Origin of the sequence: Herbaspirillum sp. 1173 (assembly GCF_031455335.1) — a bacterium.
In the GTDB taxonomy this organism is placed as follows: Bacteria; Pseudomonadota; Gammaproteobacteria; order Burkholderiales; family Burkholderiaceae_D; genus Herbaspirillum; species Herbaspirillum huttiense.
Genome location: NZ_JAVDSP010000009.1, coordinates 172,958 through 192,560, shown reverse-complemented (window position 1 = coordinate 192,560; position 19,603 = coordinate 172,958). Strand labels below are relative to the sequence as shown.

Annotated in this window: 18 protein-coding genes; 10 read left to right on the top strand and 8 right to left on the bottom strand. The window is 62.9% G+C overall.

Going from position 1 to position 19,603, the window contains the following annotated elements; genetic code table 11:
• Nucleotides 1-88: 88 nt before the first annotated feature.
• A complete protein-coding gene (locus J2X56_RS23140; protein ID WP_310163029.1) occupies nt 89-421 on the bottom strand; it encodes a type I restriction-modification system subunit M N-terminal domain-containing protein in 333 nt (110 codons plus the stop codon).
• 360 nt (nt 422-781) lie between these two features.
• Nucleotides 782-2,599 carry a glutamine--fructose-6-phosphate transaminase (isomerizing) gene (gene glmS, locus J2X56_RS23135; RefSeq protein ID WP_310163027.1) on the bottom strand — a complete coding sequence of 606 codons (1,818 nt, stop codon included), beginning with the start codon at nt 2,597-2,599 and terminating at the stop codon, nt 782-784.
• 211 nt (nt 2,600-2,810) lie between these two features.
• Between glmS and J2X56_RS23130 the strand changes: the two genes are divergently transcribed.
• Nucleotides 2,811-3,302: an Lrp/AsnC family transcriptional regulator gene (locus J2X56_RS23130; RefSeq protein ID WP_310163024.1), complete on the top strand. Its 492-nt coding sequence runs from the start codon at nt 2,811-2,813 to the stop codon at nt 3,300-3,302.
• Nucleotides 3,303-3,444: 142 nt separating this feature from the next.
• Here the strand turns inward: J2X56_RS23130 and glmU are convergent, their stop codons facing one another.
• Nucleotides 3,445-4,803 carry a bifunctional UDP-N-acetylglucosamine diphosphorylase/glucosamine-1-phosphate N-acetyltransferase GlmU gene (gene glmU / locus J2X56_RS23125; RefSeq protein WP_310163022.1) on the bottom strand — a complete coding sequence of 453 codons (1,359 nt, stop codon included), beginning with the start codon at nt 4,801-4,803 and terminating at the stop codon, nt 3,445-3,447.
• Nucleotides 4,804-5,103: 300 nt separating this feature from the next.
• Between glmU and J2X56_RS23120 the strand changes: the two genes are divergently transcribed.
• A complete protein-coding gene (locus tag J2X56_RS23120) occupies nt 5,104-6,153 on the top strand; it encodes a glycosyltransferase family 4 protein (protein WP_310163020.1) in 1,050 nt (349 codons plus the stop codon).
• 49 nt (nt 6,154-6,202) lie between these two features.
• Here the strand turns inward: J2X56_RS23120 and rfbG are convergent, their stop codons facing one another.
• From rfbG to J2X56_RS23105, 3 genes are all read right to left on the bottom strand, one after another.
• Nucleotides 6,203-7,279: a CDP-glucose 4,6-dehydratase gene (rfbG, locus tag J2X56_RS23115; RefSeq protein WP_199725041.1), complete on the bottom strand. Its 1,077-nt coding sequence runs from the start codon at nt 7,277-7,279 to the stop codon at nt 6,203-6,205.
• A gap of 443 nt (nt 7,280-7,722) precedes the next feature.
• Nucleotides 7,723-8,685 (bottom strand): tRNA 2-thiocytidine(32) synthetase TtcA, encoded by a 963-nt coding sequence (ttcA, locus tag J2X56_RS23110; RefSeq protein WP_209570032.1) that lies wholly within the window; start codon nt 8,683-8,685, stop codon nt 7,723-7,725.
• Nucleotides 8,686-8,898: 213 nt separating this feature from the next.
• Nucleotides 8,899-9,834: a LysR family transcriptional regulator gene (locus J2X56_RS23105; protein WP_039783445.1), complete on the bottom strand. Its 936-nt coding sequence runs from the start codon at nt 9,832-9,834 to the stop codon at nt 8,899-8,901.
• A gap of 264 nt (nt 9,835-10,098) precedes the next feature.
• On the opposite strand from J2X56_RS23105, the gene J2X56_RS23100 reads away from it, so the two are divergent.
• From J2X56_RS23100 to J2X56_RS23085, 4 genes are all read left to right on the top strand, one after another.
• Complete coding sequence (locus J2X56_RS23100; RefSeq protein WP_310163013.1) at nt 10,099-11,514, top strand: M20 family metallopeptidase; 1,416 nt, start codon at nt 10,099-10,101, stop codon at nt 11,512-11,514.
• 66 nt (nt 11,515-11,580) lie between these two features.
• The gene (locus tag J2X56_RS23095) at nt 11,581-12,897 is read left to right on the top strand and encodes an MFS transporter (RefSeq protein WP_121040819.1); all 1,317 of its coding nucleotides are present in this window, start codon (nt 11,581-11,583) and stop codon (nt 12,895-12,897) included.
• Between the two features lie 120 nt (nt 12,898-13,017).
• The gene (locus J2X56_RS23090) at nt 13,018-14,208 is read left to right on the top strand and encodes an amino acid aminotransferase (protein WP_121040817.1); all 1,191 of its coding nucleotides are present in this window, start codon (nt 13,018-13,020) and stop codon (nt 14,206-14,208) included.
• Nucleotides 14,201-14,833, top strand: a complete 633-nt coding sequence (locus tag J2X56_RS23085) for a YitT family protein (protein ID WP_008333023.1) — start codon at nt 14,201-14,203, stop codon at nt 14,831-14,833. Before J2X56_RS23090 ends, J2X56_RS23085 begins: the two co-directional genes overlap by 8 nt.
• 81 nt (nt 14,834-14,914) lie before the next feature.
• Here J2X56_RS23085 and J2X56_RS23080 read toward each other — a convergent pair whose 3' ends face one another.
• Together J2X56_RS23080 and J2X56_RS23075 are read right to left on the bottom strand one after the other, a co-directional pair.
• A complete protein-coding gene (locus tag J2X56_RS23080) occupies nt 14,915-15,304 on the bottom strand; it encodes a dihydroneopterin aldolase (protein ID WP_008333021.1) in 390 nt (129 codons plus the stop codon).
• An 18-nt stretch (nt 15,305-15,322) separates the two neighbouring features.
• Nucleotides 15,323-16,090, bottom strand: a complete 768-nt coding sequence (locus J2X56_RS23075) for an SDR family oxidoreductase (RefSeq protein WP_310163003.1) — start codon at nt 16,088-16,090, stop codon at nt 15,323-15,325.
• Between the two features lie 35 nt (nt 16,091-16,125).
• Between J2X56_RS23075 and J2X56_RS23070 the strand changes: the two genes are divergently transcribed.
• Genes J2X56_RS23070 through J2X56_RS23055 form a run of 4 tightly spaced genes read left to right on the top strand, consistent with a single transcriptional unit; the run spans nt 16,126 to nt 19,500 of the window.
• Nucleotides 16,126-17,286: a class I SAM-dependent methyltransferase gene (locus J2X56_RS23070; protein ID WP_310163001.1), complete on the top strand. Its 1,161-nt coding sequence runs from the start codon at nt 16,126-16,128 to the stop codon at nt 17,284-17,286.
• Between the two features lie 10 nt (nt 17,287-17,296).
• Complete coding sequence (locus J2X56_RS23065; RefSeq protein ID WP_034332265.1) at nt 17,297-17,491, top strand: DUF2905 domain-containing protein; 195 nt, start codon at nt 17,297-17,299, stop codon at nt 17,489-17,491.
• Between the two features lie 21 nt (nt 17,492-17,512).
• On the top strand, nt 17,513-18,169 hold the full coding sequence (locus tag J2X56_RS23060; RefSeq protein ID WP_034332266.1) for a response regulator: 657 nt from the start codon (nt 17,513-17,515) through the stop codon (nt 18,167-18,169).
• Nucleotides 18,166-19,500 carry an ATP-binding protein gene (locus J2X56_RS23055; RefSeq protein ID WP_310162994.1) on the top strand — a complete coding sequence of 445 codons (1,335 nt, stop codon included), beginning with the start codon at nt 18,166-18,168 and terminating at the stop codon, nt 19,498-19,500. The genes J2X56_RS23060 and J2X56_RS23055 overlap by 4 nt, the downstream gene beginning before the upstream one ends.
• The last annotated feature ends 103 nt before the right edge of the window (nt 19,501-19,603 follow it).

The window sequence follows — 19,603 nt, the reverse complement described above, 5'->3', positions numbered from 1 at the left end:
CTCGCTGTCATGAGCAGGATTGTGGTCTAAACATGGGTCAACTTAGGATGCAAATTTCCTGAGAAAGTGGGTCAGATTTCAATGCAATTCAACAAACAGCTCTCACCACGCGTTTTCGATTAGCCCATTTGCCACTTGGCCGAATCTCTTTTAATGTCGGAAAGAGGTCGTTATTTATAAATTCCAGTAGCTCTGTTCCAGAAATGCCATCTGAACTTTTGGCCCATGCGGTCCACTGTAAGCGTTTGGGAATAGGCGAACGGTAATCCGCGTGCGCTGCCGATAGCTGTTGATCTTGGTCATCAATGATTTTAAGGAAGAACATCCAGCACAGCTGCGAAAGGCGTTGCGCATCACCGTCGACACCTGCGTCTTTACGCATGATGTCTTGAATGGATTTAACGATTTTTCTAGCAGACATTTATAACTTTATCTTTAACTGAAAATAGGTCGCCGAACACGTCGGGAATTTTCTTGATCAGATCACCGTATTAACCTCGTTGGCAATGGCTCGCCGGGTGACTAAATTCTCATACAGAGTCGTCTGAAAACGATCGCGCAAAAATGTTACCGATGATATTTGGTATTCAACGAATTGAGCTATTTATGTGTAACTTAATTGCATCTGAGCAACCAGTATCTCTGGAACTTGCCGGAGGTGTGATTATGTTTAGCAACTATTATCCTAATTAATTGATTTTAGGAGATAAAAATAAAATTATGGAGAAGAAATATCCAGATTAATAGTTACTTTAGGTATCTCTCAAACCGCCAAACATCCTCACTCCACCGTCACCGACTTAGCCAAATTCCGCGGCTTATCCACATCCGTCCCCCTCGCCAGCGCCGTGTGATACGACAGCAACTGCAACGGCACCACATGCAAAATCGGCGACAGCACCCCATAGTGCTCCGGCATGCGAATCACATGCAGCCCTTCCGCCGAAGTGATACGCGAATCACCATCCGCAAACACATACAGCTGCCCGCCACGCGCACGCACTTCCTGCATGTTGGACTTCAGTTTTTCCACCAGCGCATCATTGGGTGCAATGGTCACCACCGGCATCTGATCCGTCACCAGCGCCAGCGGACCATGCTTCAGTTCGCCTGCGGCATAAGCCTCAGCGTGGATGTAGGTGATTTCCTTGAGCTTGAGCGCACCTTCCAGCGCAATCGGATAATGCAGCCCACGCCCCAGGAACAGCGCATTCTCGCGACGCGCAAAAGCCTCGGCCCACGCCACGATGGAGGGCTCCAGCGCCAGCACGCTCTGCAGCGCGGCCGGCAAGTGGCGCATCGCCTTCAGGTGTTCGGCTTCCTGTTCTTCGGTGAGCAGCCCGCGCGTCTGCGCCAGCGCCAGCGTCAACAGGAACAGCGCCGCCAGCTGCGTCGTGAAGGCCTTGGTCGAGGCCACGCCCACTTCCACACCGGCACGCGTGATGTAGGCCAGTTCGCATTCGCGCACCATCGCACTGGTGGCCACGTTGCAGATGGTCAGCGTGTGCTGCATGCCCAATCCACGCGCATGCTTCAACGCAGCCAGCGTGTCAGCCGTCTCGCCACTCTGCGAGATCGTGACCACCAGCGACTTCGGATTGGGCACGCTGTAGCGATAACGATATTCGCTGGCGATCTCGACGTTGACCGGGATCTTGGCAATCGACTCCAGCCAGTACTTCGCAGTCAGACCGGCGTAATAGCTGGTGCCGCAAGCGAGGATCAGAATTGAATCCACTTCCTTGAAGACCTTGTAGGCCTTGTCGCCAAACAGCTCGGGCATGATGCCGACCACGCCTTCGAGTGTGTCGGCAATCGCGCGCGGCTGCTCGAAGATTTCCTTCTGCATGTAATGCTGGTACGGACCCAGTTCCACCGCGCTGGTATAAGCCTGCACGGTGCGCACTTCTCGCTCGGCAGGGCGGCCGGCCGCGTCGACGATCCAGACCTTCTGCAATTGCAGATCGACCACGTCGCCTTCTTCCAGATAAATGATCTGGTCGGTGGTACCGGCCAGCGCCATCGCATCAGAGGCCACGAAGTTCTGTCCTTCGCCCACACCCACGATCAGCGGCGAACCCTGGCGCGCAGCCACCACGCGATGCGGTTCGTCGGCGCAGAAGACGGCAATGGCGTAGGCACCGGTCAGGCGGCGCACGGCCTGCTGCACGGTGTGGAAGAGATCGCCGTCATACATGTGGTCGACCAGGTGGGCGATCACTTCGGTATCGGTCTGGCTCTCGAAGACATAACCGGCAGCCTGCAATTCGGCGCGCAGTTCGTCATGGTTCTCGATGATGCCGTTGTGGACCAGCGCGATGCGGTCGCGCGAGAAGTGCGGGTGCGCATTGTGGGTGGCAGGCGCGCCGTGCGTGGCCCAGCGGGTGTGCGCGATGCCGGTGAAACCGGACAGGCCGCTCTGCGCCACCTGCTGCTGCAGCTCGGCCACGCGCGAGGTGCTGCGCGAACGCTGCAGCTTGCCATCTACATGCAGCGCCACGCCGCAGGAGTCATAACCACGGTATTCAAGGCGCTTCAGGCCTTCGAGCAGGATGGGAGTGACGTTTTGTTGCGCTACCGCGCCGACGATGCCGCACATGGATTACCTCGCTGGAAAAGATGTGCATGCATCTTAGGCGAGGCATCGTGAAATAAGATTTCTAAAATATCGGTGAAATGAACTAATATTGCTTCGCTATTGGGTGATGAAATAATATTAAATTCATTGGTGAAATTTGGATTTATATGTCATTCAATCTCGCTCACCCTCACGCAATCTCCGGCAATTTCACAAGCTGACGCAGGTATCCATGAAAACCCCCCTCGATCTGGACGATCTCGACCGCCGCATCCTGCAAGCCCTGCAGAGTGATGCCAGCCAGACCAACCAGGAGCTGGCCGCGCAGGTGCATGCCTCGCCGCCGACCTGCCTGCGCCGCGTCAAGCGGCTGGTGGAGGCGGGCGTGATCGCGCGCCAGGTCGCCTTGCTGGATCCGACCCAACTGGCCTCCACGCTCACGGCGCTGGTCGAGATCACGCTGGATCGCCAGGGCGAGGAAGAGCAGCAGGCCTTCGAGGCCCTGGTGGCGGGGGAGGCGGCGGTGCAGCAGTGCTATCGGGTCTCGCCGGGGCCGGATTTCGTGCTGGTGGTGCTGGTGCGCGACATGCCGGCTTACCACGCACTGGCGCACCGGCTGTTCGCCTCCCAGCGCAACGTGCGCAATGTGCGCAGCTATTTCTCCATCCACCGCAGCAAGTTCGAGACGGCCATCCCGCTCGGCGCGGCTGCCGACGCACCATGAAAAACGGCCGAAACCTTCAGGTTTCGGCCGGATTGGCCTGTGGATAAGTCAGGAAGTAGCGTGTTGACGGGCTTTTTCCTTCATATCGCCCTGAAACCACCCCGGAGTTGGAGTTGTCCACAGGGCGCGCGGCCGGAGACCCTTACTTCTTGATCTTGACCGGCCGCTGCCATCCCGCCAGCGACAGCTGCTTGGCGCGCGACAAGGTCAGCTGATCGGCCGGGGCATCCTTGGTCAGCGTGGTACCGGCACCGATGGTGGCCCCCTTGCCCACGCGCACCGGGGCGACCAGCTGGGTGTCGCTGCCGATGAAGGCACCGTCTTCGATGATGGTGCGGAATTTGTTGGCACCGTCGTAGTTGCAGGTGATCACGCCGGCCCCGACGTTGACGCCGCTGCCCACATCCGCATCGCCCACGTAGGCCAGGTGATTGGCCTTGCTGCCTACGCCCACGTTGCTGTTCTTGACCTCGACGAAGTTGCCGATATGCACATCCTGCGCCAGTTCGGTGCCGGGCCGCAGGCGGGCGTAAGGACCGATCTGGCCGCCCGCGCCGACCACGGCGTCGTCGATGTGGGTGAAGGGCTTGATGGCCACGCCGGCACCGATGCGCGCATTGCGGATCACGCAGTGGGCTCCGATGCTGCTGCCTTCGCCGATGCTGACCTGGCCTTCGAAAACGCAATTGACGTCGATGCTCACATCGCGCCCGCATTCCAGCGAGCCGCGTACATCGATGCGCGCCGGGTCAGCCAGCGTGACGCCCTGCTCCAGCAGGCCATGAGCGATGTTGCGCTGGTGCACGCGCTCCAGCTCGGCCAGTTGCACCTTGCTGTTCACGCCCAGGGTTTCGGCCACGTCATCGGGCTGGGCTGAGACGACCTCCACACCATCGGCCACGGCGGCCGCGATCACGTCGGTCAGGTAGTACTCGCCCTGCGCGTTGTTGTTGGAGAGCTTCGCAAGCCACTGGCGCAGGCGCGCCGTGGGCGCGACGATGATGCCGGTGTTGACTTCGCGGATGGCACGTTCGGCCTCGCTGGCATCCTTCTGCTCGACGATGCGCTTGATCTGGCCGTCTTCGCGCACGATGCGGCCATAGCCGGTGGGGTTGTCCAGGGTCACGGTCAGCACGCCCAGCTTGTCCTGGCCGGCGGCATCCAGCAGGCGCTGCAGCGAGGCGGCCGTGGTCAGCGGTACATCGCCATACAGCACCAGCGTGGGCGCACCATCATCGAGATGCGGTACGGCCTGCATGACAGCGTGGCCGGTGCCCAGCTGCGGTTCCTGCAGGGCAAACGACAGGCCCTGGCCGGCGAAGGCCTTGGGCACGGCATCGCCGCCGTGGCCGTAGATCACGCACAGTTGCGTCGGTGCCAGCTGGCGTGCGGTATCGATGACATGGCCCAGCAGGGGTTTGCCGGCGAGCGGATGCAAGACCTTGGGCAGCGCGGATTGCATGCGTTTGCCCATGCCGGCGGCGAGGATGACGATGTTCATGAGTGGCAGCGAAGAGGAGCGAAGAAAAGCCAAAAGTCTAGCACGCGCCCCCTGCGCGCCCGCATCCCCATCGCTGCGCGTCGTCGCAAAAGAGGAAGTTGAGGGGCCTTTGGCGGTTTACTCCGGTCTTTATGCGCACGGCTCCCCCTTACCATGTCAAGCTGCACAGTCTCGCCCGCGCATTGCGACTGCCCATGTCTGCAGCAGGCCGTAGCGATGCGAGCGGGCAGCCGACTGATGAACTGACAGAGCCAATAATGACAACCGGTCCGGCCAAGGCCGACCCTTCCTGGAAAGTGCATGAAGATTCTTCTGTTGAACGATGAGTTCTACACCACCGGTGCCAGCACCGCGATGCTGCGTCTGGCCGAGCGCCTGGTGCAGAACCATGAGGTGTCGGTCCTGCCGCGTATCGATGGCCAGGGTGAAGTGCGCAAGCAGTTCGAGGCAATGGGCATCCGCATCGTCAAGGACCTGGCGGGCGATCCCGACGTGATCGTGTCCAACTGCATCCTCTCGGGGGCGCTGGTGGGGGAGATGGCGCCACGCTGTCCGGTGATCTGGTGGATCCACGAAGCCGAGATCGGACGCGACCTGCTGCTGCGCTATCCCAACATGGCGCAGGGTTTCAAGAGCGCTTCGCACATCGTCTTCCAGACCGAATTCCAGCGCCTGGTCTATGGCAGCTTCCTGTTCGACAGTCCGGCCATGGTGCACGTGCTGCCGTTCTGGAACGACGCCATCTACCGCCAGCAAGACCTGCAACCCAAGCCCAAGGACAAGAAGCGCATCGTCTGCATCGGCACCATCGAGCCGCGCAAGCGCATGGAAGATACCATCATGGCCGTCAATGCCATGAGCAGCGACCAGCGTGCGGGCATCGAGGTGGTCTTCATCGGCAAGTACCTGCAGCTGGGCGAGGGCGCGCGCAAGCTCTCCGAAGCACTGCCGGAACGCTATCGCTTCCTGGGCGAGCAGCCCAACGAGGAAGCCCTGCGCTACCTGGCCTCGGCCGATGCCTACGTGCTGGCCAGCTCCAGCGAATCACAGCCGCTGACCATCTGGGAATCCTTCGAACTGGATGTGCCGGTCTGCCTCTCCGATCTGGAGACCTATCGCCACATCGGTCTCAAACATGGCGTCAACGCCCTGATGCATCCGGTCGGCAACATCGATCTGCTGTGCTCGAATCTGCAGACGGTGCTGCACAACGAGGATGTGCGCCGCCGCGTCACGCGTGCCGGCAAGAGCCTGCTGCTGAAGAATCTCACGCGGGAATGGTCGGACGAATTCGAACGCCTGATCCTGCGTACGCAGACCATGGCTGAAATCAGAAAGATGGGATATTGAACAAAGCCCTCGCCGGAATAGATCCGGCGGGGGCTAGTCCTTTGAGGACTTAGTTCAGGCTTTGATAGAAGGCAATCTGGTTTTCCGAGAGCGTGCGCAGGTCCTCGTTGTTGAGGTAACCCGCGTACCACTGCGCCGTCAGTTCCAGCGCGGTGTAGAGCTCCATCTTCGGAATCCAGTCCAGGCGCTGGCGCACCTTGGAAATATCCAGGCGCAGCAGGGCGGCTTCGTGCGGTCCGTTGGCCTGGGTCTCCAGGCGCACTTCCACCTGGCCCGCGTCATTCTTCTGCAGCGAATGATTGAAGGTGGCGCACAGCTGGCTCACGGTCTGCAGGTCGGTATCGGCCGGCCCGAAATTCCATCCTTCGGCGAACGCACCGCCCTGCTCGTAGAGCAGCTGGGCGATCTGCAGGTAGCCCGACAGCGGCTCCAGCACGAACTGCCACGGGCGTACCGCATGCGGATTGCGGATCACGACCGGCTCTTCCTTTTCCAGGGCGCGCACGAAATCGGGAATCAGGCGATCGGCCGCAAAGTCGCCGCCACCGATCACGTTGCCGGCGCGCACGCTGGCGATGCCCACGGTGTTGTCGGGATTGCTGGCAAAGAAGGAGCGGCGATAGGCGGAAGTCACCAGTTCAGCGGCGCCCTTGCTGCTGCTGTAGGGATCGTGGCCGCCCATGGGATCGTCTTCGCGATAGCCCCACAGCCACTCGCGGTTCTCGTAGCACTTGTCGCTGGTGACCACCACCACCGAACGCACGCTGGGCGTATGGCGCACGGCTTCCAGCAGGTGCACGGTGCCCATGACATTGGTGGCGTAGGTATCGACCGGCGTGGCATAGGAGTCGCGCACCAGCGGCTGGGCCGCCAGGTGGAACACCACATCGGGTTGCACGGCAGCCAGCGTCTCGGCCAGGTGCTGCGGATCGCGCACGTCGCCGATGGTGGTCTGCACGCAGTTCTGCAAGCGCGCCAGATGGAACAGGCTGGGATTGGTCGGTGCCGGCAACGCGTAGCCGCTCACCTTGGCCCCCATCAGGTGCAGCCACAGGGTCAGCCAGCTTCCCTTGAAGCCGGTGTGACCGGTGATGAAAACGCGCTTGTCGCGCCAAAAGTTAGCCATCAGGCAGCCTCATACACGGTATGGCAGAGAGTCGTTCGGGGTGCAGAGGCATGACGGCGGCAAGCCGTTCAATCACGCGGATGGCGATACCACGCAGGCCGGCCGTGACATTGGCCGAAACCACGTTTCCCTGCGAAACCACGACTGCATGGTTATGTTTTTTCTTTCCCTGGCAAAGCGGCCTCGCGGCACGCCATTGCGATGGGACAGATTAGAACATGCGTGTTTTCGCCTTCAAGCGTGGAAGAGGAGGGTATTTGATGCCCAATCCCCGACTATAGCCACATGACAACAAAAATTTACTTTTGCATCGGCCTGCGGGAATCGGCAATGGGCGCGAAAGCCGCGCCACAAGGGCATTTCCTACGGATGAGGTGGAACGCAGTGTCTCGCCGGACTAAGGTTTTGCGAGACGCCACAATGAGCCGCAGCGTCTCGTGTGCTCAGACCAGATTGATGACGGACTGGCCCTGGTCCAGTTTGTCGTCGCGGTCGAACAGGGTATCGCCCTGCGCTTCCTTGCCGGCCCCGGCGGTGAAATGCGTGAAGTCGAACAGGCTGCGGTCCAGCATGTGGGACGGCGTGATGTTGGCCATGGCCGTGAACATGCTCTTGATCCACAAGGGATTGGTCTTTTCCCACTGGTTGAGCATCTCGCGCATGGCCTGGCGCTGCAGGTTGGGCTGCGAGCCGCACAGGTTGCAGGGGATTATGGGGAATTCCATGGCGGCCGCGTACTTCTTGATGTCCGGCTCGCGCACGTAGGCCAGCGGGCGGATCACCACGTTCTCGCCATCGTCGGCGATCAGCTTGGGCGGCATGGTCTTGATCTTGCCGCCGTAGAACATGTTGAGCATGAAGGTGTGCAGGATGTCATCGCGGTGATGGCCCAGCGCGATCTTGGTCGCACCCAGTTCCTTGGCCACCCGATACAGGATGCCGCGGCGCAGGCGCGAGCACAGCGAGCAGGTGGTTTTGCCCGGGGCGATCTTTTCCTTGACGATGCTGTAGGTGTCTTCTTCGACGATGCGATAGGGCACGCCGATGCGCTCGAAGTATTGCGGCAGGATGTGCTCGGGGAAGCCGGGCTGCTTCTGGTCCAGGTTCACGGCGATGATCTCGAACTTCACCGGGGCCACCGTCTGCAGGTAGCGCAGCGTGTCCAGCATGGTGTAGCTGTCGGCGCCGCCGGACATGCAGGCCATGATGACGTCGCCGTCGCGGATCATGTCGAAGTCGGCGATGGCGCGGCCGGTCAGGCGGCGGATGTTCTTTTCCAGCAGCTCGAAGCGGCGCGAACCGCGCGCGGTCACTTCAGGCTGGCCGCGTTCTTCCTGCGCCTGTGCGGCGGAGGCATCGAGGTCGGCGAGGTCGGACAGTTGCACTGCAGCGGCAATGTCGTTCATGGGGTATTCCTTCAATCGGTAGGCTGTTGCTGCCGGACGAGCAATGTTGCCGCTCCTCCATATCCGGAGGGGACAGGGGCGGAAGGCTGCGTGCGGGCGGAGGACCGGCATTTTCTCATGCAGCGCCGGATCCTGCCATTTCTGCGTGGCTTGCCGTGGGGCAAGCGTCGCATGGATGCCTCATCACGGCCTTTTCAGGGCCTTTTTACGGTTTCATTTTTCGGCTTGCAGCGCGCCCAGTTCGTGCCGCGTGCGGATCTGGCGGATCGCCGCCACCAGAAAATCGATGAAGGCCGCCACCGCCGGCGGCAGCTTGCGGCCGGCCATGGTCTGGACCTGCAGGGTGCGCTGGTGCAGTTCGCTCTCGGCCATCGGCACCAGGGCCATGGCATCTTCCTCGGCGCGTTCCTGCACGGTGAGGAAGCCGCCCAGCGCCACCGTATCCGGCGAGCGGGCCGTGAAGCGGTAGACCGCGCCCAGCGAATGGCTGGTGAAGACCGGTGCGAACAGCAGGCCGCGCATGCCGCAGGCGATGTCGAACAGCTGGCGCACCGTGGAGCCCTGTTCGGGCAGGGCCAGCGGGTAAGGTGAAAGATCGTTCAAGGACAGCAGCTTGCGCGCGGCCAGCGGGTGGTCGCGCCGCATCAATGCGAAGATGGGTCCCGATTCGCGGTAGGCGATATTGAGCCCTTCCACCGGGCCCAGGCTGTAGGTGACCGAGATGTCGGCCTCGCCATCGATGACCATCTGCGAAGCCTTGGCCGCGCCGACCACGTTGAGCTTGAACTGCATGCCGGGATATTGCTCGCGGAAGTGCGCCATCACATTGGGCAGCAGGTCCCAGGCAAAACCCTCCGAACAGGCCAGCGTGACCACGCTCTGGCCGACCGCGTGCAGTCCCTTCACCTCTGCCATCACCTGTTCCACCTCCAGCAGGTTGCGCCGCGCGAAAGCCATCAGCACTTCGCCGGCCGGCGTGAGCACCATGCCGCGCGCGCGGCGCTCGAACAGCGGCACGCCGGTTTCTTCTTCCATCTTGGCGATCTGGCGGCTCACCGCCGAGACGGCCACGTGCAGCCGTTCGGCGGCAGCCGTCAGGGAGCCGGTGCGGCCGACCTGGTAGAAATAGCGGAGCGCGGTACTTTGCATGGCAGAAATGGCTTTCTGAATTCGGCAATCAATGAAGAGAAACCTTGCAAAGCTGCGCAAGGCCATCCTGGTGCGCGCGGATGAAGATGCACGAAATCACCGCGTTGAAGCGCAATTCATGCACGTTTCTTGGGCTGGAACGCGCTGAAAAACACGATAAATCATTTTGCCAATTTGCGAAAGCAGCGTTTTAAAAATTGACATTGTTGGAAACCATATGGGCTCCTAGAATCGTCTCCAATGACAGTTCACCCGGAGTCCTCCATGTCCCGCAGCACCGCCCTTCGCCTGGCCGCCGAGTATTTTGATTCGGGCCGTTTCCAGCGTGACCTGCAACGTCGCGTTGCACTGCCGACCGAAAGCCAGAACGCCGCACGTGCCGATGAACTGGCCGCCTACCTGCGCGAAGAGATCGCACCGGCGCTGGCCGCACTGGGCTTCGAGACGCAGCAGATTGCCAATCCGGTGGAAGGCGCACCGCCGCTGCTGCTGGCGCGTCGCATCGAATCGGCTGACGCGGTGACGGTGCTCATGTATGGCCACGGCGATGTGGTCAACGGCCAGGAAGGCCGCTGGCAGCAGGACCGTTCGCCCTGGCAGCTGAGCCCCGATGGCGATCGCTGGTACGGGCGCGGTACCGCCGACAACAAGGGCCAGCACAGCATCAACCTGGGCGCGCTGGCGGCCGCCATCGAGGCGGCTGGGGGCAAGCTGGGCTGCAACCTGAAAATGATTTTCGAAATGGGCGAGGAAGTGGGCTCGCCCGGTCTCTACGAGGCCTGCCGCGATCACGCCGATTACCTGGAGGCGGACCTGTTCCTGGCCTCGGATGGCCCGCGCCTGGCGGCTTCCAGCCCGACGCTCTTCCTCGGCTCGCGTGGCGCGCTGCAGTTCAAGCTGGTGCTCGACACCGGCAACGGCGCCCACCATGCCGGCAACTGGGGCGGCGTACTGCGCAATCCGGCCACGGTGTTGGCCAATGCGGCGGCCTCGCTGGTGGATGGACGCGGCGTGATCCGCGTGCCGGGTATGCGTCCGCGCAACGTGAGCGAGCGGGTGCGGGCGCTGGTGCGCGACTTTGCGGTGGGCAGCGACGACGGTGATCCGGTACTCGATGCGCATTGGGGCGAGCCCGGCCTGAGCGCTGGCGAGCGCCTGTTCGCCTGGAATACGCTGGAGCTGATCGCCTTCGAGGCCGGCAATGCGCAGCGTCCGGTGGGAGCGATTCCGGCGCGGGCGCAGGCGGTGTTTCAGCTGCGCTTCGTGGTCGGCACGGTGTGGGAAGACGTGCAGCAGAGCCTGCGCCGCCATCTCGATGAACACGGCTATGCCGATGTGCAGATCGAGATCCAGGCCGCCGCGCCCGCCACGCGCCTCGATCCCGATGACGCGTGGGTGCGCCTGGCCACCGGCTCGCTGCAGGAGACCAGCGGCAAGCCCGTGACCATCCTGCCCAACCTGGGCGGCACCATCCCCAATCACTGCTTCTCGGAAGCGCTGGGTTTGCCGACGCTCTGGATGCCGCACTCCTATCCCTCCTGCTCGCAGCATGCGCCGGACGAACATCTGCTGGCCCCGGTAGCGCGCGAAGGCCTGCAGCTGATGGCGGGCCTGTTGTGGGATATCGGCCAGCAGGGGCAGCAGGTGCGCCAGCAGCGGGCGCAGTCTGCAGCTGCCTGAGTTGAGGCCTTTTTCATTTTCAAGAACGCAAGCCAGCGCAGTCCATCTTCCAACGGGAACACGACCATGAACGCAGCGTCACCCTCGGCAACACCGGAAATTTCTTCAGCAGCAGAAGCGGCCCCCGCGCCGATGTCGGCCGCGCGTACGCGGCGATTGATCGTCGCCTCCTCCATCGGCAATGCGCTGGAGTGGTTCGATTTCGTGGCCTATGGTTTCTTTGCGGTGACCATCTCCAAACTGTTTTTCCCGACAGGCGACGAGACGGTCTCGCTATTGGTAACGTTTGCTACCTTCGGGCTGTCGTATCTGTTCCGTCCGCTGGGGGCGATCCTGCTGGGCTGGTATGGCGACAAGGTCGGCCGCAAGCCGGCGCTGCTGGTCTCGCTGTCGATGACGGTGGCCGGCACCTTGATCTGTACCGTGATCCCCACGTACGAGACTATCGGCGTGGCTGCGCCCATCGGCATCCTGGTGGCGCGCATCCTGCTGGCGCTGTCGGCCGGCGGCGAGTTCGGTTCGGCCACGGCCTTGCTGACCGAGACCGGCTCCAAGCGCCGCGCTTTCATGGCCAGCTGGCAATTCTCCAGCCAGGGTGCGGCGGCCCTGATGGCGGCGCTGGCCGGCTTCCTGCTGAACCAGTGGCTCACGCCCGAGCAGATCTCAGCCTGGGGCTGGCGCCTGCCGTTCGCCTTCGGCTTGCTGATCGCGCCGGTGGGTCTGTACATCCGCCGTCACATCGATGAAGTACCAATGGCCAAGAAGGCGCAAGTGGCCGGCGAGGACGATGCCAGCTGGGGCCTGCAGGTCACGCGGGTGCTGGTGGCCATGGGCATTCTCTCGGTCTCTACCGCCGCCACTTACCTGATGCTGCTGTACATGCCGACCTATGCCATCAAGCAGCTGCACCTGCCGCAGTCGACCGCGTTTGCGGCGGCCGCCGTGACCGGTGCCATCCTCATGATCGGCGCGCCTTTCATGGGCATGCTGGCTGACCGCGTGGGCCGTGCCCGCATCATGGTGGTGTCCACCGTGCTGACGCTGGCCACCATCTATGGCTCCTTCGTCTGGGTGATTGCCATGCCGACCGTGTGGGTGATGATGGCCATCATGATCTGGGCCGGTATCCTCAAGGCGGTCTATTTCGGTTCGCTGGGGGTGGTGCTGTCGTCGATCTTCCCGCCGGCCACACGGGTGCGCGGCATGGGGATCAGCTATAGCCTGGGAGCAACCCTCTTCGGCGGCTTCACGCCCTTCATGGTGACCTGGCTGGTGGGCAAGACCGGCAATCCGGTGTCGCCCAGCTATTACCTGATGGTTTGCGCCGCGATCAGCCTGTTGTGCGTGAGCATCTACCACTTCCGCCTGAAAAAATACCTGTGAAAAAATGCACAGGTGGCACGCGGGACGGGAATTTTTTCCCGTGCCGCGCTACCATGGCGGTCTTGCCGGACAAGCTGGACTGTGCCGGCATCGGCGTTTTCCCACATTGACGAGGTCCTCATGTTTTCGCATCTCCCGCCGTATGCCGGCGATCCCATCCTGAGCCTGATGGAACAATTCCAGCGCGACGAGCGCAGCAACAAGGTCAACCTGAGCATCGGCATCTACACCGATGGCCGTGGCGTGGTGCCGGTGCTGCCCTCCGTGCGCACTGCCTCCGCAGCGGTGGCCGAGACCGGCGCGCCCTACGTCTACCTGCCCATGGAAGGCCATGCCGCCTACCGCCAGGCTGTGGCCAAGCTGCTGTTCGGTGCCGACCTGCCGTCGGCCGAGCACCTGGCCATCGTCCAGACCCTGGGCGGTTCGGGCGCACTGAAGGTCGGTGCCGACCTGATCGCGCGCTTCTTCCCGCAGCCCACCATCTGGCTGCCGGACCCGACCTGGGACAACCACGTCGGCATCTTCGAAGGCGCGGGCTTCAAGACCGAGCGTTATCCCTACTACGATGCCCAGACCAAGGGCCTCAATTTCAACGGCATGCTGGACAAGCTGCAAAGCCTGCCCAAGGGCGCCGTGGTGCTGCTGCACCCGTGCTGCCACAACCCGACCGGCGTCGACCCGACCCGTGCGCAGTGGGAGCAGATCATTGCGGTGGTCGAGCAGCGCGGCCTGCTGCCCTTCTTCGACCTGGCCTACCAGGGCTTTGCTGAAAGCCTGGACGACGACATCTGGCCGGTGCGCGAAGCGGTGCGTCGCCAGATTCCCTTCTTCCTGTCGAACTCCTTCTCCAAGATCTTCTCGCTCTACAGCGAGCGCATCGGTGCCTTGTCGGTGTTCTGCCCGCAGGCAGGCCAGGCCGCCAACGTGCTGGGCCAGCTGAAGCTGACCGTGCGCCGCAACTACTCCAGCCCCGCCCGCAACGGCGCGCTGCTGGTGGCGCATGTGCTGAACGACGACAAGCTGGCCACGCAATGGCGTGCCGAAGTCGAGGAGATGCGGGTGCGCGTGCGCGACATGCGCGTCAAGCTGGCATCGCAATTGAAGAGCGCGGTGCCGGACCAGGACTTCTCCTTCCTGCTGCGCCAGAACGGCATGTTCGGCTACACCGGCCTGACCTCGGCTCAGGTCGATCGCCTGCGTGACGAGTTCGGCGTCTATGCCGTGGGCACCGGCCGCATCTGCGTGGCGGGCCTGAACGACAGCAACGTTGCACGCGTGGCCGAGACCATGGCCGAGGTGCTGCGTGGCTGAAGTGGCAAGCAAGGCCGCCGTGTCGGCGGCCGACCTGCGCCACAAGAGCTATGAAGACGTGCTGGCCCTGGTGGCCGGTACGCTCTTCGTCTCGCTGGCGGTGAACATGTACAGCCAGGTGGGCCTGTTGACCGGCAGCACCGCCGGCCTGGCCTTCCTGACGCATTACCTGACGGGCCTGCCGTTTGGCGTGGTGTTCTTCACCATCAACATCCCGTTCTACTATTTCGCGTTTCGACGCATGGGCCTGCGCTTCACCGGCAAGACCTTCTGTGCGGTGGCGCTGGTGTCGGGCTTCTCGCTGATGCATCCGCATTTCATCGGTTATGCCAAGCTGGACCTGTTCTACAGCGCGGTGCTGGGTGGACTGTTGATGGGGGTGGGCTTCGTGATGCTGTTCCGCCATGGTGCCAGCCTGGGGGGCATCAACGTGGTGACGCTGTTCCTGCAAGACCGCTACGGCCTGCGCGCCGGCAAGCTGCAGATGGGCGTGGATGTGGTGATCGTGCTGTGCTCGCTGTTCGTGGTGACCCCGCGCGTGTTGCTGGCCTCCATCCTCGGGGCGGTGACGGCCAATCTGGTGATTGCCTTGAATCACCGGGCGGGCAGGTATATGGGAATGTAAGAAGGGCAGGCGGGATCGCCTGGCTGGAATGAATGCCGTTCAGTGCAGACTGGACGGCATTTTTTTATTGCCGGATCAGATTCAAGCCTTGATCCTGAAAGTCTCCACCCCCACCGAATCACAATCCGGATACACATCCGGCTTCTCGGTGGACACCCGCACCGCGCGCACCTTGGGGTGGGCCAGCATGGCGGTCATGACGTCGTCGCACAGGGTTTCCTGCAGGTGGATGTGACCGCGCGCCATGCGCTCGGCGATGGTGGAGCGGATGAAGTCGTAGTCCACCACTTCGTCCAGGTGGTCGGCCGTCGGCGTGGTCTCGGCCAGCGGGACGTAGAGGTCGACGTTGATCAGGATGCGCTGCTCACCCTTCTTTTCGAACTCGTGCACGCCGATGTTGATGAACACCTCGTAGTTGCGCAGGAACAGGCGGCGGCAATCTTGCAGGGAAGGATGGGAGAGAAAGAGCATGATCAGAAAAAATTAAGGTTATTTCGCCACGAACATGACGTCGCGCGAAAGGGGAAGCAAATGCTGGCCACCATCGACCAGCAGGGTAGTGCCCGTGACAGCCCGCGCCGAAGCGACGTAGCAGACCGCAGCGGCAATGTCCTCGGGCGTGCTGCCACGGCCCAGCGGGGTGACCGTGTGCGCCTTGTCGAACTGGTCCTCGGTCTGGTCGCCCGAGACCATGGTCAGCCCGGGTGCCACGCCGACCACCCGCACCTTCGGCGCCAGTGCCTGTGCCAGCAGCGTGGTAGCGCTGTGCAGGGCGGCCTTGGAAAGGGTGTAGGACAGGAAGTCAGGGTTGGGATTGTACAGTTTCTGGTCCAGCAGGTTGATGACCACGGCCTGCTGGCCCTCCGGCGTGGCCTCGAACAGGGCCTGTGCCAGCAGCACGGGCGCGCCGACGTTGGCGCTCATGTGGCGCAGCAGGCGGTCATTGCCGAAGCTGGCGGCGTCATCGTAATCGAACAGGGAAGCGTTGTTGACCACGCAGGTGATGCGTCCCAGCGGCGCGGCCTGGGGCAGCAGGGAACGGACCTGGGCTTCGTCGCACAGTTCGCCCTGCACCGCCAGGGCGCGGCGGCCCAGGGCTTCGATCTCGCGCACCAGCGTGTCGGCTTCCTCGCGCGAACGGTTGTAGTGGACCGCCACGTCCCAGCCCGCGCGGGCCAGGGCCAGCGCGATGTGACGGCCGATGCGGCGTGCGGCGCCCGTAACCAGTGCTATACCTGCAGAAGAGGGTGATGTCATGTTCCCGGTTTCCATTCGTCGATACAATACGGCCCATGCAACTGCAACTACCCGAACCCGGCGCTGACGCACAGTCCGCCTCGCATTCCCTCCAGCACCTGATCGCCGGCGAGATCGCCGCATCCGGCGGCTGGATCTCCTTCGAACGTTACATGGAACTGGCCCTGTATGCGCCGCAGGTCGGCTATTACAGCGGGGGTTCTTCCAAACTGGGCAAGGAGGGCGATTTTACAACCGCCCCGGAAATCTCGCCGCTGTACGGTGCGACCCTGGCCCACCTGGCCGCCGAAGTGATCGCGGCCAGCCCGCAGGTGGCCAATGTGCTGCTGGAATTCGGTGCCGGCACCGGCAAGCTGGCGCGCGACATCCTCACCGAACTGCAGGCGCGCGAAGCGCTGCCGCAGAAATATTTCATCGTGGAAATCTCGGCCCAGCTGCGCGCCCGCCAGCAGGAAACCCTGGCCGCTTTCGCGCCGCTGGTGGAATGGCTCGATGCCCTGCCGGAAACATTCTCGGGCGTGGTGGTCGGCAACGAAGTGCTCGATGCCATGCCGGTGCGCCTGGCCATCAAGGCCGAAGAGGGCTGGCGGGAACGCGGCGTCACGGTCGATGCCACGGGCCGCCTGCAGTTTGCGGATCGCACCGTGAGCGACCTGCCGGTGGCGCAGATTCCCGAGGCCGATGCCTTGCCGGCCGGTTACCTGACCGAACTGTCGCCGGTAGCCATCGGCTTCATGCGCACCCTGGGCCGCATGCTGGCCAGCGGCCCCGGTGCCTTGGCGATCCTTCCGGATTACGGATTCCCCGCCGCGGAATACTACCTGCCCGACCGCGACCAGGGCACGCTGATGTGCCACTACCGCCATCATGCCCACACCGATCCCTTCTACTGGCCGGGTTTGCAGGACATCACCGCGCACGTGGATTTCACGGCGATGGCGGTGGCCGCAGTAGAAGAGGGCGCGGAGGTATTGGCTTACACCAGTCAGGGCGCCTTCCTGCTCAATGCCGGTATCGGCGAGCTGCTGCTGCGCACCTCGCCCGAGGACAGCCTGCGCTATCTGCCGTTGGCCAACGGCATGCAGAAACTGATTTCCCCGGCCGAGATGGGCGAGCTCTTCAAGGTGCTGGCCATTGGCAAGAACGTCGAATGGCCAGCCCGCATGCTGCGCCATGACCGCACCCATCGCCTGTGAGGAGCCGCGCATGATTCGCTGGATCGTTGTCATCTTCCTCTCGGTCATCGTGTTCTCGACATTGCTGCCCTGGCTGGAAAAACTGGGCATCGGCCGCTTGCCGGGAGACTTGCGTTTCCGTTTGTTCGGCCGCATCTTTTCGCTGCCCTTCGCCTCGACCATCCTCATTTCGGTGGTGGTGTTCCTGCTGGCGAAGATCCTCTGAGTCCGATCAGGAGTAGTCAACATGCGCGTATTGCTGGTGGAAGACGATCCCATGGTGGGCGAGGCCGTGCGCAAGGGTTTGCGCCAGGATGGCTTCACCATCGACTGGGTGCAGGATGGCAAGTCGGCCGACGTGGCCCTGCGCACCGAGGACTACGCCATGCTGCTGCTGGACCTGGGCCTGCCGCAGAAGGATGGCCTGGCCGTGCTGCGCACCCTGCGTGAACGCGGCAGCGCCATTCCCGTGCTCATCACCACTGCACGCGATGCCGTGGCCGACCGCGTGGCCGGGCTCGATGCCGGTGCCGACGATTACCTCATCAAGCCCTTCGACCTGGAAGAACTGTCGGCCCGCATGCGCGCCCTTTCGCGCCGCCAGGCCGGACGCGCCGAGAGCCTGGTGCAGGTGCGCGAGGTGGTCTTGAATCCGGCCACGCATGAAGTGACCGTGGGCGGCAAGCCGGTCAATTTGTCGGCGCGCGAATTCGCGCTGCTGCACGCCTTCATGGATCGCCCCGGCGTGGTGCTCTCGCGCGCCCAGCTGGAAGAAAAACTCTACGGCTGGGATGACAGCATCGAGAGCAATGCCGTGGAAGTGCACATCCACGCGCTGCGCAAGAAGGTCGGCAGCGACTTCATCAAGAACGTGCGCGGCGTGGGCTACCTGGTACCGGCATGAAATCGATCCGCAACAAGCTGCTGCTGTGGCTGGGACTGGGGCTGTTCTCCATCATTGTGCTGGCCGGCGCGGCGCTGTACTTCCAGGCGCGTGGCGAGGCCAACCAGATCTTCGATTACCAGATGCGCCAGATCGCCGCTTCGCTGCCGCGCCAGGCCTTCTCGCCGATCTCGCCGGGGCAGCAGTTCCCCGAGCTGGAGGACGAGATCATGATGCAGATCTGGGACAGCCGTGGCTCGGTCATCTATCACTCCCATGCACGCGGGGCCATGCCGCGCCAGGCTGAACTGGGCTTTGCCAATGTGCGCGGACCCAATGGCATGTGGCGCGTCTACAGCGCCCAGATCGGCAGTACCGTGGTGCAGGTGGCGCAGCCCCAGAGCGCGCGCGACGAGATCGCCGCGCAGATGGCGGTCAAGACGGTGGTGCCCTTGCTGTTGCTGTTTCCGCTGATCGGTGTGCTGTCGTGGGTGGCGGTCAGCCGGGGGCTGGCACCGGTGCGTAAGGCCGCCGCTGAAGTGGCGGCACGCGACATGAACTCGTTGCAGCCGCTGTCGGATGTGGGCATGCCGCAGGAAATCCAGCCGCTCACGCATGCCTTGAATGACCTGCTGGCACGGCTCAAACACGCGACGGAAACGCAGCGTGCCTTCGTCGCCGATGCGGCGCATGAACTGCGCACACCGCTGACGGCCTTGCGCCTGCAGGCGCAACTGGCCGAGCGCGCCAGCGACGAACAGGAGCGGCGCGCCGCCTTTGCCGATCTCAAGAACGGGCTGGAGCGTGCCACCCATCTGGTGCACCAGCTGCTCACCCTGGCGCGCCAGGAGCCCGATGCGATGGGCTTCGCTGAAGTCGACCTGCGTGCGCTGCTGGGCAGTGTCGTGGGCGACTTGTCCTCGGTGGCCGATCATGGCGGCATCGATCTCGGGCTGTCGGACCAGGGCGATGATGGCCGTCCGGTACGCGTGCAGGGCAATGCCGATGCCTTGCGCATCCTCTTCAACAATCTGGTGGACAACGCCCTGCGCTATACCCCGGCGGGCGGCGTGGTCGATGTTGGCTTCGAATTTCCCGCTGCGGGAAGGTGTGCGGTGGTGATCCAGGACAGTGGCCCCGGCATCGCCGAGAGCGAATTGCCGCGCGTCTTCGATCGCTTCTACCGGGCCCAGCGTGCGCAGGAACAGGGCTCTTCACGCGGTGCATTCGGCAGCGGCCTGGGACTGGCCATCGTGCGCCAGATCGCCGACCTGCACCGGGTGCCGGTGGAGTTGCGCAATACCGGGCGCGGCTTGCAGGCGCGCGTGGTCTTCACGCTGTTGCCGGCCTGAATCGCTTGCCGGATGGCGTTTTCGGAGCATTAAGCGCAGATTAATGCTCAATTTTCCAGCCTTAAGTTTGTCTTAATTTTCACTGCTTAATCTTCACTCCAAC

Bases quoted from the DNA above. Each gene is read 5' to 3' on its own strand.
- J2X56_RS23140 (WP_310163029.1), bottom strand. From the start codon at position 421: ATGTCTGCTAGAAAAATCGTTAAATCCATTCAAGACATCATGCGTAAA.
- glmS (WP_310163027.1), bottom strand. From the start codon at position 2,599: ATGTGCGGCATCGTCGGCGCGGTAGCGCAACAAAACGTCACTCCCATC.
- J2X56_RS23130 (WP_310163024.1), top strand. From the start codon at position 2,811: ATGAAAACCCCCCTCGATCTGGACGATCTCGACCGCCGCATCCTGCAA.
- glmU (WP_310163022.1), bottom strand. From the start codon at position 4,803: ATGAACATCGTCATCCTCGCCGCCGGCATGGGCAAACGCATGCAATCC.
- J2X56_RS23120 (WP_310163020.1), top strand. From the start codon at position 5,104: ATGAAGATTCTTCTGTTGAACGATGAGTTCTACACCACCGGTGCCAGC.
- rfbG (WP_199725041.1), bottom strand. From the start codon at position 7,279: ATGGCTAACTTTTGGCGCGACAAGCGCGTTTTCATCACCGGTCACACC.
- ttcA (WP_209570032.1), bottom strand. From the start codon at position 8,685: ATGAACGACATTGCCGCTGCAGTGCAACTGTCCGACCTCGCCGACCTC.
- J2X56_RS23105 (WP_039783445.1), bottom strand. From the start codon at position 9,834: ATGCAAAGTACCGCGCTCCGCTATTTCTACCAGGTCGGCCGCACCGGC.
- J2X56_RS23100 (WP_310163013.1), top strand. From the start codon at position 10,099: ATGTCCCGCAGCACCGCCCTTCGCCTGGCCGCCGAGTATTTTGATTCG.
- J2X56_RS23095 (WP_121040819.1), top strand. From the start codon at position 11,581: ATGAACGCAGCGTCACCCTCGGCAACACCGGAAATTTCTTCAGCAGCA.
- J2X56_RS23090 (WP_121040817.1), top strand. From the start codon at position 13,018: ATGTTTTCGCATCTCCCGCCGTATGCCGGCGATCCCATCCTGAGCCTG.
- J2X56_RS23080 (WP_008333021.1), bottom strand. From the start codon at position 15,304: ATGCTCTTTCTCTCCCATCCTTCCCTGCAAGATTGCCGCCGCCTGTTC.
- J2X56_RS23075 (WP_310163003.1), bottom strand. From the start codon at position 16,090: ATGACATCACCCTCTTCTGCAGGTATAGCACTGGTTACGGGCGCCGCA.
- J2X56_RS23070 (WP_310163001.1), top strand. From the start codon at position 16,126: ATGCAACTGCAACTACCCGAACCCGGCGCTGACGCACAGTCCGCCTCG.
- J2X56_RS23065 (WP_034332265.1), top strand. From the start codon at position 17,297: ATGATTCGCTGGATCGTTGTCATCTTCCTCTCGGTCATCGTGTTCTCG.
- J2X56_RS23060 (WP_034332266.1), top strand. From the start codon at position 17,513: ATGCGCGTATTGCTGGTGGAAGACGATCCCATGGTGGGCGAGGCCGTG.
- J2X56_RS23055 (WP_310162994.1), top strand. From the start codon at position 18,166: ATGAAATCGATCCGCAACAAGCTGCTGCTGTGGCTGGGACTGGGGCTG.